The organism is Pyxidicoccus sp. M15 (assembly GCF_056858435.1).
Genome location: NZ_CM166495.1, coordinates 4692832 through 4705958 on the forward strand (window position 1 = coordinate 4692832; position 13127 = coordinate 4705958).

Sequence of the window (13127 nt, forward strand, 5' to 3'; positions counted from 1 at the left end):
CCTGACCGGCCGCCCGCCTCCCTTCGCCAGAGGGGAGGGCGCGGCCGGGTCGGGGCGGGGGCCCGAATCAGCTGGCAGCCCCGGTGGGGGCCGCCCAACGAGATTTCGGAGGCAACGTGAAGGACATTTTCAACTTCTTCGAGAAGCCCAAGGACCCGCTGTCGTTCAACGCCATCCGCATCGCGCTGGCGTCGCCCGACAAGATCCGCCAGTGGTCCCATGGCGAGGTGAAGAAGCCCGAGACGATCAACTACCGCACGTTCAAGCCCGAGCGTGACGGCCTCTTCTGCGCCCGCATCTTCGGGCCGGTGAAGGACTACGAGTGCAACTGCGGCAAGTACAAGCGCATGAAGCACCGTGGCGTGGTGTGCGAGAAGTGCGGCGTGGAGGTCATCCAGTCCAAGGTGCGCCGTGAGCGCCTGGGCCACATCACCCTGGCCACGCCCGTGGCCCACATCTGGTTCCTCAAGTCGCTGCCGAGCCGCATCGGCAACCTGCTCGACATCACCCTGAAGGAGCTGGAGAAGGTCCTCTACTGCGAGAGCTACATCGTCCTCGACCCGAAGGCGACGCCCCTGCAGAAGGGCGAGCTCATCAGCGAGGAGAAGATGCACCGGCTCTTCCAGGAGCACGGTGAGGACTCCTTCACCACGGGCATGGGCGGCGAGGCCGTCCGCGAGATGCTCAAGTCGCTGGACGTGGAGAAGCTCTCCGAGGAGCTCCGCAAGGACATGCGGGAGACCTCCAGCGAGGCGAAGCGGAAGAAGTACGCCAAGCGCCTGAAGGTGGCCGAGGCGTTCCGCGTCTCCGGCAACAAGCCCGAGTGGATGATGCTGGACGTGATTCCGGTGATTCCGCCGGACCTGCGCCCGCTCGTTCCCCTCGACGGTGGCCGCTTCGCGACCTCCGACCTGAACGACCTGTACCGCCGCGTCATCAACCGCAACAACCGCCTCAAGCGCCTCCAGGAGCTCAACGCTCCGGACATCATCATCCGCAACGAGAAGCGGATGCTGCAGGAGGCCGTGGACGCGCTGTTCGACAACGGCCGCCGCGGGAAGACCATCACCGGCCCCAACAAGCGGCCGCTGAAGTCCCTGTCGGACATGCTCAAGGGCAAGCAGGGCCGGTTCCGCCAGAACCTGCTCGGCAAGCGCGTGGACTACTCGGGCCGCTCCGTCATCGTGGTGGGCCCCGAGCTGCGCCTGCACCAGTGCGGCCTGCCGAAGATCATGGCCCTCGAGCTGTTCAAGCCGTTCATCTACAACAAGCTCGAAGAGAAGGGCTACGTCACCACCATCAAGTCCGCGAAGAAGATGGTGGAGAAGGAGCGTCCCGAGGTCTGGGACATCCTCGAGGACGTCATCCGCGAGCACCCGGTGCTCCTCAACCGCGCGCCCACGCTGCACCGCCTGGGCATGCAGGCCTTCGAGCCCGTCCTGATTGAGGGCAAGGCCATCCAGCTGCACCCGCTGGTGTGCGCCGCCTTCAACGCCGACTTCGACGGCGACCAGATGGCCGTGCACGTGCCGCTCTCCATCGAGGCTCAGATGGAGGCCCGCGTGCTGATGATGTCCACCAACAACATCCTCAGCCCCGCGAACGGCAAGCCCATCATCGTCCCGACGCAGGACATGGTGCTCGGCATCTACTACATGACCCGCGCCCGCGAGTTCGCCAACGGCGAGGGCCGCATCTTCGCGTCCCCGGACGAGGTGCGTGCCGCGTACGACCACGGCGAGGTCCACCTCCAGGCCAAGGTCGTCTGCCGCATCGACGGCAAGCGCAAGGAGACCACCGTTGGCCGCGTGCTCCTGTGGGAAGTGGTGCCGCGCCGCGTGGGCTTCGACGCCATCAACAAGGTGCTCGACAAGAAGTCGCTCGGCGGCCTCATCGACCTCTGCTACCGCCTCACCGGCGAGAAGGAGACGGTGCTGCTGGCCGACCGCATCCGCAGCCTCGGCTACTACAACGCCACCCGCGCCGGCATCTCCATCGCGCTCAAGGACATGATCATCCCTGCGAAGAAGCAGGAGTTCCTGGACTACGCGCGCAAGGAGGTCTCCGAGATCGAGAACCAGTACCTCGAGGGCCTCATCACCGACGGTGAGCGCTACAACAAGGTCATCGATATCTGGGCCGAGGTGACGGAGAAGGTCGCCCAGGAGATGATGCAGCAGATCTCCGGCGAGGAGACGACGGGCGAGCGCGACGGCAAGAAGGAGACGCGCAAGCAGCCGTCCTTCAACCCCATCTACATCATGGCCGACTCGGGCGCGCGTGGTAGCGCCCAGCAGATCCGCCAGCTGGCGGGTATGCGCGGCCTGATGGCGAAGCCGTCCGGCGAAATCATCGAGACGCCCATCACGGCCAACTTCCGTGAAGGCCTCTCCGTGCTCCAGTACTTCATCTCCACGCACGGCGCCCGCAAGGGCCTGGCGGACACGGCGCTCAAGACGGCCAACTCCGGCTACCTCACCCGCCGTCTCGTCGACGTGGCGCAGGACGCCATCATCAACGAGTACGACTGCGGCACCATGGACGGCCTGTTCATCGGCGCCCTGGTGGAGGGCGGCGAAATCATCGAGCCGCTCGGCGAGCGCATCCTCGGCCGCGTGGCCCTGGACGACATCCTCGACCCCGTCACGGGCGAGGTGCTGGTGCGCGCCAACGAGGAGATCGACGAGGAGCGCGTCCGCCGCATCGAGAACAGCGGCCTGGACAAGGTGAAGATCCGCTCGGTGCTCACGTGCCAGGCCAAGCGCGGCATCTGCGTGGAGTGCTACGGCCGTGACCTGGCCCGCGGCCGCAAGGTGTCCGTGGGTGAGGCGGTCGGCGTCATCGCGGCGCAGTCCATCGGCGAGCCGGGTACCCAGCTCACGATGCGCACCTTCCACATCGGTGGTGCGGCGACGCGGCGCGCGGAGCAGTCCAGCCTGGAGAACCGCTACGCGGGTACCGTGAAGTTCGCGGCCCTCAGCACCGTGCAGAAGACGGACGGCACGCTGGTGGCCATGAACCGCAACGGCGAGCTCGTCGTGGTGGACGACTCGGGCCGCGAGCGCGAGCGCTACCAGGTCATCTACGGCGCCCGCATCCTCGTGAAGGAGACCCAGCGCATCGAGGCGGGCACGCTCCTGGCCGAGTGGGACCCGTTCGCCATTCCGCTGCTCACCGAGGTCGGCGGTGTCGTCCGGTACGAGGACATCATCGAAGGCGTGACGATGTCCGAGACGCTCGACGAGGTCACCGGCCTGTCCCGGAAGACCATCATCGAGTCCAAGGACCCGGAGGCGCGCCCGCGCGTCACCATCCGCGACGCCAACGGCAACGTGAAGGACCTGCCCAGCTCCCGCAACCCGGCGAGCTACTTCCTGCCGCAGGGCTCCATCATCACCGTCAACGACGGCGATGAAATCCACCCGGGCGAAGTCATCGCCAAGGTGCCGCGCGAGACGACGAAGACCAAGGACATCACGGGCGGTCTGCCCCGCGTGGCCGAGCTCTTCGAGGCACGCAAGCCGAAGGACGCGGCGGCGATTGCCGAAATCGACGGCGTGGTGTCGTTCGGCAAGGACACCAAGGGCAAGCGCAAGCTCATCATCACCCCCGAGGTGAATGGCGAGCAGCGCACCGACCTGGCCAAGGAGTACCTCATCTCCAAGGGCAAGAACATCAGCGTCCACTCCGGCGACCGCGTGAAGGCCGGCGAGGCGATGATGGATGGCGCGGCCAACCCGCACGACATCCTCAAGGTGCTCGGCGAGAAGGAGCTGGCGCGCTACCTGGTGGACGAGGTGCAGGAGGTCTACCGACTCCAGGGCGTGAAGATCAACGACAAGCACATCGAGACCATCGTCCGGCAGATGCTGCGCCGGGTGCGCGTCACCGACGTGGGCGACACCAACTTCCTCGTCGACGAGCAGGTCGAGAAGTGGGTGTTCGAGGAGGAGAACGAGAAGGTCATGGCCGAGGGCAAGCGCCCGGCCGTCGGTGAGCCGCTGCTGCTCGGCATCACCAAGGCCTCGCTCTCCACCGAGTCGTTCATCTCGGCGTCGTCCTTCCAGGAGACCACCAAGGTGCTCACCGAGGCCGCCATCAACGGCAAGGTGGACTACCTGCGCGGCCTCAAGGAGAACGTCATCATGGGCCGGCTCATCCCCGCCGGCACGGGCCTGCCGAACTACAAGCACCTCGACATCGAGGTGGAGAGCCCCACCGACGAGGTCAACGAGATGGAGGCCGCCCTCGCCGCCACGCACGGCGACGGCCCCCTGACGCCGCCGCCCTCCCGCCCGGAGGGCACCCAGACGACCGGCGCGGCCTAGCCCCGCCGGCCGCCTGAAGAGGGCGTCCCGCTGAACTCAAGCCGCCGCTCCGGTTTCCATACCGGGGCGGCGGTTTTCTTTTTGTCCGAGCTTTCGTGATTTCTCGTCGAGTTGACTTGACGGCCATGGCGCGCTGCGTTAATCCTGGGCGCAGAGCTGATTGACGCAGTTGGCTACCGCCCGGTTCGACCGGGAAACACAGGGGAGGACGGTATGACCGCGAAGAACGAGACGACCGAGAGCCAGGCCGAGACGACGCCCGCCGCCGAGGCCGCGAAGAGCGGCATCGCGCAGAACGTGGAGACGTTCCTCAAGACGCAGCTGGCGGTGGCGCAGAAGCGCTTCGGCGAGCTGGAGGGTGAGGCCCAGAAGGCGGTGAAGACGCTGGAGGGCGAGGCCCAGAAGGCCGTGAAGACGCTGGAGAGCCGCGGCCAGGAGGCGGCGAAGGAGGCCCAGGCGCTGTGGGCGAAGCTGCAGGCCGGTGAGCTGCTGACGGACCCGCGCGTGAAGGAGCTGGGTAAGAAGGTGGAAGGCGCGGGCACCGAGCTGCGCAAGCGGCTGGACGGGCTCCAGACGAAGGTGGTGGAGGCGGTGGGCGTGGCCAGCCAGGCCCAGCTCAAGGACCTCAACAAGGAGCTGGCGAAGCTGTCGCGCAAGGTGGACGCGCTGCTCAAGCCGGTGCGCCGGGTGGGCTCCAAGGCCGCCAACGGCACTTCCTCGTCGCCGCGCGCCTGAAAACCGTGTGACCTGTGACGGTGGGTGACATCTCCCCTTTCCATGAGTGGACTCTGGGAGGGGGAGGGGGCTCGCCGTCGTTCCCTTCACGTCGGGGGTGTGCTTACTTTGGCCGTTCCTCGACCCCTCCGGGCCAGGCGGCCCGGTGGACCCACTCCCGGAGAGACCCATGGACAACAAGCCCGAGGCCCCCCGAGAGAAGAACCCTGTCGCGGAGACCTTCGAAAAGCTCTGGAGCCAGGCCCTGCTGGCGGTGAACACGGCGGAGGAGGAAGCCTCCCGCGCCGTGCAACGCGTGGCGGCGGTGGCCGGCTGGAGCCAGGAGGAAGTGAAGCGTCAGGCCCGTGAATTCACGGACCGGCTGGCGGGACACCGCAAGGACCTGGAGCACAACGTCGAAGAGCGTGTGCGCCTGGCCCTTACCCGGCTGAAGCTGCCCCGTCGTGAGGAGCTGGCGTCGTTTGGCACGCGGTTGGACCGGCTCGCCGAGCGAATCCAGGAGCTGGAGCAGCGCAAGTGAAGGCCCCCGCCCTTACGGGCGGGAGGTCTTTCGGTACGCGGCTCTTCGAACATCTCCACGCCCTCAGCTCTGGCTGTTCCCGGCTCCCGCTCATGGCGGGGCTGGCGCTCGTCGTGTCCGCGCGGCTGGTGCCGCTGCTGGACCAGCGCCCGGCGCAGCCGGTGGTGCCGGAGGTGGTGGCGGCGGAGACCATGTCCCCCGACGCGGGGCTCATCGACGCGGTGCTGGCGAGGCGGGCCCCGGACCTGGGGCTCACCCTGCGGCGGCAGCTCGGGCAGGCCATCTCCGAGGAGGCCCGGCGCACGGGGTATGATCCGCTGCTCATCCTGGCGCTCATCGACGTGGAGTCCGACTTCGAGGAGGAGGCCATCTCCGAGAAGGGCGCGAAGGGGCTGATGCAGATCAAGCCCAGCACGCTGCACTTCCTGGCGGAGAAGGAGGGCCTGCGCCTGTCGCGCGAGGAGGTGACGGCGGACCCCGCCCTCTGCGTGCGGCTGGGCATCCGCTACCTGCGCTCCCTGCAGGAGCGCTTCGGTGGAGACCTGGACCTGGCCCTCATGGCCTACAACGCCGGGCCCACCCGCATCCGCACCGCCATCAAGGCGGGCGAGCTGGACCGCTTCCGGCGCTACCCCCGGCTGGTGCGGCGGGACTTCCGGCGCTTCCGCGAGGGCCACGGCCTGGGCGGCGACTGGTCCCTGGCGCAGCGGGAGCTGCCTGCGGAGCCGGTGCAGCCGGCCCCCTGACGGGCGGGTGAATCTCCGGGCGGCTCGGCCGCTCCAATCCGGGTGCACGCGCGCCTTGTCCCGTCCCCCGGGGTGCGCTAAGCGTTGCAAGTGCCCGGGACTGTTGGAGATTCCCAGGAGATACCCCGCATGAATCGCCTGCTTTCGAGCGCCGCTCTCGCCGCCATGCTGGCCCTGGCCCCCACGGGGGCCTTCGCCGGTTCCGTCTTCCTCAACGGCGTGAAGATTGACGGCGTCACCAACACGAAGTTCGAGAAGGCCACCGTCCGCATCGACGAGGCCGGCAACATCTACATCGACGCCCCCGGCTACGCCGCCCGGGTGACGACGGTGACGCCGACCGCGCCGGCGGCGCCCGTGCCCCCCTCGCCCCAGGCGGCGGCTCCCATGGCGCAGCCCCCGGCCGCGGCCCCTGTCGCCCAGGCGGCTCCCGTCGCGGGCGCTCCGGCGGCCCCGGGTGCGACGGCGCCGGTGGCGGCTCCCGCGCCCGCGGTGCCGGGGCGCATCACCCAGCGCTACTTCCTGGTGACGGAGCAGACGGTGCCGGGGATGGCGGAGTACGACATCGAGGTGTACGTCAACTCCAAGTGGCTGCGGAAGCTGCGCGGCAACGAGGACCAGGTGGTGACCGACATCACCCGCAGCCTCGAGCCCGGGACGAACAACGTGACGCTGATTGCCCGGAAGGTCGCCTCCGGAACCCGGCGCAGCAATTCGCCCAACCATGTGTTCCGGGTCATCATTGGCGAAGGGAACGAGGGCGGAGGCAACGTGATGATCGACAACCCCCTCATCCGCTTCCAGACGACGGCCGCGGACTCCCAGGACGTCACGAAAGAGTTCACCCTCACCACGCGCTGAAGGCCGCGGGCTCAAGGGCAACGGAGACACCACCGTGTTCAACCTCGACGAGCGCTACCGGGGCCTGCCCGCCACGCGGGAGCAGGTCCTCGCGCTGCACACCTCCCTCAACACGCCGCACGTGGCGATTCCGGGCAAGCAGGCCGGGCCGGCGCAGGCGTTCGTCGTGGGCATCCGCGGAGGGCAGGGTGCCGCCGCCGTCTTCGTCTACCTCTACCTGGCCGAGGCCGCCGACTGCGCCGTGTACCTGTCCGGCCGGCGCAACACGACGGGCGACGAGTACCGCGAGGACGAGGGCGACGCGTTGGCCTTCGTGGAGTCGCTCGGCTTCATGATGGACGACGCCAACTGGCGCGCCGCCCAGCCCGCGCAGCAGGACGAGTGGCTCAAGTCGCTGCCCGTGTTCTTCAAGGACCCGAAGCTCGTGCCCGCCGTGGTGGCGCGCGCCGAGGAGAAGAAGAACGTCACCACCACCCTGGGCCGCTTCCTCGCCGCCTTCTGAAGTCCCCCTCGCTTCCTCCCTCCCGCCCAGAGAATCCAACGCCCCATGTCCCGCCTCGTCCTCGCGTCCTGCTCGCTCGCGCTCCTGCTGGTGTCCGCCGGCTGTGCCCACACTCCCACGGAGAAGGAGCGCCGGAGCGCGGAGATCCACTACGACCTGGCCCTCCAGGCGCAGCAGCAGGGCAACATGCAGGACGCCGTGCGCGAGCTGAAGCTGTCGCTGGAGAACGACCCGGACTACCCGGAAGCCAACAATGCGATGGGCATCCTGCTGCACCTGTCGTTCCGGCGGATGGACGAGGCGGTGGCGCACTACGAGCGCGCCCTGAAGGTGCGGCCGACCTTCTCCGAGGCGCGCACCAACCTGGCCAACGTGCACCTGGACCAGGGCCGCTATGACGAGGCCATCAAGCTCTATGAGCAGGTGCTCAACGACATGCTCTACCCGACGCCCTACATCGCCCAGGGCAACATGGGCTGGGCCTGGTACAAGAAGGGCGACACGGCCCGCGCGCTGGAGAGCATCAAGACGGCGGTGACGACCAACCCCGGCTTCTGCCTGGGCTATCGCAACCTGGGGCTCATCTACGACGAGACGGGACGCACGGACGAGGCGTGCCGCCAGTTCTCCCGCTACCGGGAGAGCTGCCCGGACGTGGCGGACGCGTACCTGCGCGACGGCGTGTGTCAGGCGAAGCAGGGCCAGGTGGACGCGGCGAAGCAGGCCTTCGCCGGGTGCGAGGCCAAGGCAAAGCCCGCTGAACAACAGCTGAAGGATGACTGCCGGAGGTTGCTGGAAAAGCTCTAGCCGGTTGGCTATCTGGACGCCCGTGGACCACGTCGAATTCGGCAAGTACCTCAGTCAGCAGAGGGAGCTTCGGGGCCTCTCGCGCGATGAAGTCGCGCGGGAGACGAAGATTCCTCCCACCCTCATCGCGGCCCTGGAGGCCGGACAGGTGGAGCGGCTGCCCTCGCGCATCTTCGTGGTGAACTACATCAAGGCGTACGCGAGCGTCATCGGCATGTCCCCCGAGGAGGCGGTGCTCCGCTACGAGGAGGTGGACAAGTCGGTGCCGGCGCCCTCGCCGGTGCAGCTGGAGAAGGAGCGGCGCAAGCGGGCGTACGTGGGGTTGACGGTGCTGGTGGTGGCCCTGCTGCTGGGCGTGTACCTGTTCCTCGTGCTGAGCGGGAAGCTTCCCTCCCCGCTCGCGCGTTGAATCCACCCCATGGAGCGCTACGACGACGACGCACTCGTGCTGTCCACCATGGACTATGGCGAGACAGACCGGCTCGTCACCCTGCTGACGCGGGAGCACGGAAAGCTGACGGCCTTCGCCGCGGGAGCCCGCAAGAGCAAGCGGCGCTTCGCGGGCGCGCTGGAGCCGTTCATGCGGCTGCGCGTGCACATCGTCGAGACGCGCGGCAGCACCGTGCGGCTGGACTCGGCGGACATCGTGTCGGGCTACTACGCGGCCCGCGAGGACCTGTCCCTCATCGCCCGGGCGCTGTACGCGGTGGAGCTGTGCCGGGAGCTGACCCGAGAGCATGAGCCGCACCCGGAGCTGTTCCTCCTCCTGGAGGAGTACCTCGTGCGCCTGGACGCGAAGGAGGCGGGCCCCACGTCGCTGCTCGCCTTCGAGCTGTCCGCGCTGGCGCACGCGGGGTTGATGCCGCGCTTCGACACCTGCTCGCTGTGCGGCGGCGCGCCCGGCGAGCGGCCCCGCTTCGACCAGGCCCACGGCGGCGCGGTGTGCGAGCCGTGCGGCGGCCGCGCCCGCGAGTCGGTGGCGGTGCCGGTGGCCCTGCTGTCGGGCCTGCGCGCGCTGCAGGAAGGCCAGCGCACGCCGCTGCCCGCGGACCTGAGGGCCCGGGCGCGCAGCCTGCTCAATGTCTTCATCTCCCACCACCTCGGCCGGCGCCTCAAGAGCGTGGACTTCATGGCCCAGGTGGGCCTGGACTGACGGCGCCCGCGGAGGAGCAGCGATGAGCGAGGGGACGGTGCCGCCGCTGGACGTGGTGTGCTTCGGCGAGACGCTGGTGGACTTCCTCCCGTCGGCCCCGGGCCAGCGCGTGCGGGACGTGCCCGCGTGGCACCCGTGCACGGGCGGCTCTCCGGCCAACGTCGCGGTGGGGCTGGCCCGGCTGGGCCTGAGGCCGGCCATGCTGGGCGTGGTGGGCTCGGACGAGTTCGGCCACTTCCTGCGCGAGCGGCTGGCCTCCGAGGGCGTGGACGTCAGCCACCTGCGGCAGACGGACGCGGCCCGCACCGGGCTGGTCTTCATCTCGCTGGACGCGCGCGGTGAGCGCAGCTTCACGTACTTCCGGACGCGCTCGGCGGAGTTCCTGCTGGGCGCCGCCGACGTGGACCCGGCCTTCCTGCTGCGGGCGAAGGTGGTGCACTGCGGCTCCAACTCCCTGCACCACCAGGAGGCCCGCGATGCCACGGTGCGCATGATGGAGCTGGCGCGCGGCGCGGGCCGCATCGTGAGCTGTGACCCCAACCTGCGCCTCCATGCCTGGGCGGACCCGGGCGAGCTGAAGGGGCAGCTGGCGCGCATGCTGCCGCTGTGCACGGTGGTGAAGCTCTCCGAGGAGGAGATTGGCTTCGCCACCGGGACGGACGCGCCGGACGAGGCGCTGGCGCGGCTGGCGGCCCTCGGGGTGATGTTGCCGGTGGTGACGCTGGGCGAGCGGGGTGCGGTGCTGCTGTGGAAGGGCGAGCGCCTCCACGTGCCCGCGCCCCGCGTGACGGTGCTGGACACCACGGGCGCCGGGGACGGCTTCGTGGCGGCGCTGCTGCACGGGCTGGTGCGGTGGTACGGCGACGCGCGGGCGCTGTCGGGCGCCTCGCGCGAGGAGCTGACGGCGCTGACCACCTTCGCCTGCGACGTGGGCGCCCGGGTGGTGCAGCGCTTCGGCGCGGTGGAGGGCTTGCCGCGCGCCGAGGAGCTCCAGGCGGTGATGCCCTCGCGCACGCCCGCGTCTTCCTGAGAAGGGTGGGCGGGCTTCGCGCCCCGTGACGACTCGCGGGGAGGCGCGCGATGAGGACGTCGCCCGCCGCCTGCGAGGACGCATCAGGGGGCCCGTCCGGCCTCGCCTCACGTGTACATGCTGACCTCGTCCATCTTCCTGCACAGCTTCTCGAGGTCCTCCTCCGTCGCGCCCAGCCGCCGCATCATCATCCGCTCCGACGCGTACGGCGCGTCCGGCGTGGCGTGATCCCTGGGGAAATACCTGCTGAGGACCTTCTCCGTCCCGCCGACTCCCGCCGAGTTGTGCGACAGCACCGCGACGCGCGCGTAGGCCTGCCGGTAGCCCTGGCGCACCGACTCGGGCGTGTCGGGGCTCGACAGCGCCTCTCGCAGCGCCTCCACCTCCACGGTGAGCCGGAAGAGGACATGGATGAGCGGGGCGACGGAGTCGTCCTTCATCAGCTTCTGTATCAACCCGAAATTGATGGACCCGGAGGTCATCGCGTCGTCGGCAGTGGCCATGTCCCCAGTCTAGCGGGCAGGCGAGCGAGGGGGCTCGTGCCGGAGGCCCCAGGGGTGGAAGGATGGGGGCTCATGGCCGCCCAGCCCGCTCCACGCCCCGCCCCCGAGGATGAGGCCCCGACGCCCGCCTCCCTGTCGCTGCTGAGCATCCCCGGCGGCACCCCCGAGGACGCGGACACGTACTGGCTGCGGGAGGTGTACCAGGCGGACCGCGTCCCCCAGCTCACCCTGCGCGCCGTGCTGCTGGGGAGCGCCATCGGTGCCGTCACCTGCGCCACCAACCTCTACGCGGGCCTCAAGCTGGCCCTCGCCTTTCCCGTCGCCATCACCGCCGCGCTCCTCGCGCACGCGTCGCATGGCGCCCTGCGCCGCCTGGCGCCCGGTGTCTCGGGGGCGCCGCTGTCCCCGCTGGAGACGTGCTGCGCGCAGGCGGTGGCGTCCTCCGCCGGCTATGCCACCGGCGGTGCGCTCATCTCCGTGCAGGGCGCGTGGCTGCTCACCACCGGCAGCCACCCTCCGGGGTGGGCGCTGCTCACGTGGACCTTCCTCCTGTCGGCCCTGGGGGTCTTCTTCGCCGTGCCCCTCAAGCGCCGGCTCGTGGACCATGAGCAGCTTCCCTTCGCCACCGGCACCGCCGCCGCCGTCACCATCCGCACCCTGCACACGACGGGCACCGAGGCCCGGCCGGGACTGCGCATGCTCGGCGTGGGCGGCCTGGTGGCCGGGCTCGTCACCGCCATCCGTGAGGGGCTCGGGCGCATCCCGTATTTCATCCCCTTCGGGGGCTCACTCGGGGGCATGCCGCTGGAGCGGCTGGGCTTCGGGCTGGAGACGAGCCTCCTCGCCATCGGCGGGGGCGCGCTGCTCGGCCTGCGCCTCACCGCTTCGTGGCTGCTGGGCGCGCTGCTGCTCCACGGCATCGTCGCTCCGCGCGTGTTCGGCGCGGGGCTCCTCCCGGCGGATGGAGAGTTCCTCGGCTGGAGTCTCTGGCCCGGCGCCGCCGCGCTGACCACCGCCTCGCTGCTGCACTTCGCGCTGGATGGACGGGTGCTGGGCCGCGCGCTGCGAGGCCTCTTCTCCGGCCGCCGCGCGGCGCCCCATCCGGTGGATGCGCTGCAGGTGCCGGGGCGCTGGGTGCTGGGGGGCGTGGCCGTGCTGACGCCGGCCATCCTCGCCCTGGCGCATGTCGCCTTCGGCGTGCCCCTGCCGCACGCGGCGCTCGCGGTGGCGCTCTCCTTCGTGCTGTGCCTCATCGCCTGTCGCGTCACGGGCGAGACGGACGCCACGCCCGTGGGGCCGCTCCAGCAGGTGACGCAGCTCACCTTCGGCGTGCTGCTGCCGCGCAACGTCGAGGCCAACCTCGCCACCGCCGGCATCACCGTCAACGCGGCGTCGTCGGCCGCGGACCTGCTCAGCGACCTCAAGACGGGCCACCTGCTGGGGGCCCACCCGCGACGGCTGTTCCTCGCGCAGTTGTTCGGCTGTGTCGTGGGCGCCGCCGCCGTGGTTCCGCTCTTCTTCCTGCTGGTGCCGGACCGCTCGGTGCTGGGGAGTGAGCGTTTCCCCGCGCCCATCGCGGCGATGACGGCGGGCATGGCCCAGGTGCTCTCCACGGGCCTGGGGAGCCTGGAGCCCACCACCCGGGTGGCCATGCTGTGGGCCGCGCTGCTCGCCGCCATCCTCACCGTGGCCGAGCGCCTGCTGCCCGAGCGGGCGCGGCGGTGGGTGCCGTCACCCCTGGGCATGGGTCTGGCCTGCCTGGTGCCGGCGTCCACCTCGCTGGGTTTCTTCCTGGGGGCCCTGGGCGCGGCGGTGACGCGGCGCGTGCGTCCCTCCTCGGCGGGTGGGGTGGTGACGCTCGCCGCGGGCCTCATCGCGGGCGAGGGGGTGGTGGGCGTCGGCATCGTCCTGGTCCGTGCGCTCTGGTAATGTGGGCCTCCGC

General features: G+C 69.9%; 12 protein-coding genes. 11 read left to right on the plus strand and 1 reads right to left on the minus strand.

Annotation, left to right across the window (positions count from 1 at the left end; genetic code table 11):
• The first annotated feature begins 116 nt into the window (after positions 1-116).
• The 10 genes from rpoC to ACX9TP_RS17840 all read left to right on the plus strand — a co-directional run bounded on the left by rpoC (position 117) and on the right by ACX9TP_RS17840 (position 10682).
• A complete protein-coding gene (rpoC, locus tag ACX9TP_RS17795) occupies positions 117-4328 on the plus strand; it encodes a DNA-directed RNA polymerase subunit beta' (RefSeq protein WP_482980913.1) in 4212 nt (1403 codons plus the stop codon).
• A 213-nt stretch (positions 4329-4541) separates the two neighbouring features.
• On the plus strand, positions 4542-5063 hold the full coding sequence (locus ACX9TP_RS17800) for a hypothetical protein (protein ID WP_482980914.1): 522 nt from the start codon (positions 4542-4544) through the stop codon (positions 5061-5063).
• A gap of 169 nt (positions 5064-5232) precedes the next feature.
• Positions 5233-5583: a phasin family protein gene (locus ACX9TP_RS17805; protein WP_482980915.1), complete on the plus strand. Its 351-nt coding sequence runs from the start codon at positions 5233-5235 to the stop codon at positions 5581-5583.
• Entirely contained in the window at positions 5580-6329 is a 750-nt protein-coding gene (locus ACX9TP_RS17810) for a lytic transglycosylase domain-containing protein (protein ID WP_482980916.1), read from the plus strand. The genes ACX9TP_RS17805 and ACX9TP_RS17810 overlap by 4 nt, the downstream gene beginning before the upstream one ends.
• A 129-nt stretch (positions 6330-6458) precedes the next feature.
• Entirely contained in the window at positions 6459-7190 is a 732-nt protein-coding gene (locus ACX9TP_RS17815) for a hypothetical protein (RefSeq protein ID WP_482980917.1), read from the plus strand.
• A 34-nt stretch (positions 7191-7224) separates the two neighbouring features.
• Positions 7225-7692, plus strand: a complete 468-nt coding sequence (locus ACX9TP_RS17820; RefSeq protein ID WP_482980918.1) for a social motility and stimulation tgl protein — start codon at positions 7225-7227, stop codon at positions 7690-7692.
• A 45-nt stretch (positions 7693-7737) separates the two neighbouring features.
• The gene (gene tgl, locus ACX9TP_RS17825) at positions 7738-8499 is read left to right on the plus strand and encodes a social motility TPR repeat lipoprotein Tgl (protein ID WP_482980919.1); all 762 of its coding nucleotides are present in this window, start codon (positions 7738-7740) and stop codon (positions 8497-8499) included.
• Positions 8500-8521: 22 nt separating this feature from the next.
• The gene (locus ACX9TP_RS17830) at positions 8522-8908 is read left to right on the plus strand and encodes a helix-turn-helix domain-containing protein (RefSeq protein WP_482980920.1); all 387 of its coding nucleotides are present in this window, start codon (positions 8522-8524) and stop codon (positions 8906-8908) included.
• 9 nt (positions 8909-8917) lie between these two features.
• On the plus strand, positions 8918-9652 hold the full coding sequence (recO, locus tag ACX9TP_RS17835) for a DNA repair protein RecO (RefSeq protein WP_482980921.1): 735 nt from the start codon (positions 8918-8920) through the stop codon (positions 9650-9652).
• A 22-nt stretch (positions 9653-9674) separates the two neighbouring features.
• Positions 9675-10682, plus strand: a complete 1008-nt coding sequence (locus ACX9TP_RS17840) for a carbohydrate kinase family protein (protein WP_482980922.1) — start codon at positions 9675-9677, stop codon at positions 10680-10682.
• Positions 10683-10789: 107 nt separating this feature from the next.
• Here ACX9TP_RS17840 and ACX9TP_RS17845 read toward each other — a convergent pair whose 3' ends face one another.
• Positions 10790-11185, minus strand: a complete 396-nt coding sequence (locus ACX9TP_RS17845) for a hypothetical protein (protein ID WP_482980923.1) — start codon at positions 11183-11185, stop codon at positions 10790-10792.
• Between the two features lie 72 nt (positions 11186-11257).
• On the opposite strand from ACX9TP_RS17845, the gene ACX9TP_RS17850 reads away from it, so the two are divergent.
• Positions 11258-13114: an OPT family oligopeptide transporter gene (locus tag ACX9TP_RS17850; RefSeq protein ID WP_482980924.1), complete on the plus strand. Its 1857-nt coding sequence runs from the start codon at positions 11258-11260 to the stop codon at positions 13112-13114.
• The last annotated feature ends 13 nt before the right edge of the window (positions 13115-13127 follow it).

What these genes read in the sequence shown, in the direction of transcription:
- ACX9TP_RS17850 (WP_482980924.1), top strand. Translation starts at nt 11,258, where the DNA reads ATGGCCGCCCAGCCCGCTCCACGCCCCGCCCCCGAGGATGAGGCCCCG.
- tgl (WP_482980919.1), top strand. Translation starts at nt 7,738, where the DNA reads ATGTCCCGCCTCGTCCTCGCGTCCTGCTCGCTCGCGCTCCTGCTGGTG.
- recO (WP_482980921.1), top strand. Translation starts at nt 8,918, where the DNA reads ATGGAGCGCTACGACGACGACGCACTCGTGCTGTCCACCATGGACTAT.
- ACX9TP_RS17840 (WP_482980922.1), top strand. Translation starts at nt 9,675, where the DNA reads ATGAGCGAGGGGACGGTGCCGCCGCTGGACGTGGTGTGCTTCGGCGAG.
- ACX9TP_RS17805 (WP_482980915.1), top strand. Translation starts at nt 5,233, where the DNA reads ATGGACAACAAGCCCGAGGCCCCCCGAGAGAAGAACCCTGTCGCGGAG.
- ACX9TP_RS17800 (WP_482980914.1), top strand. Translation starts at nt 4,542, where the DNA reads ATGACCGCGAAGAACGAGACGACCGAGAGCCAGGCCGAGACGACGCCC.
- ACX9TP_RS17845 (WP_482980923.1), bottom strand. Translation starts at nt 11,185, where the DNA reads ATGGCCACTGCCGACGACGCGATGACCTCCGGGTCCATCAATTTCGGG.
- ACX9TP_RS17815 (WP_482980917.1), top strand. Translation starts at nt 6,459, where the DNA reads ATGAATCGCCTGCTTTCGAGCGCCGCTCTCGCCGCCATGCTGGCCCTG.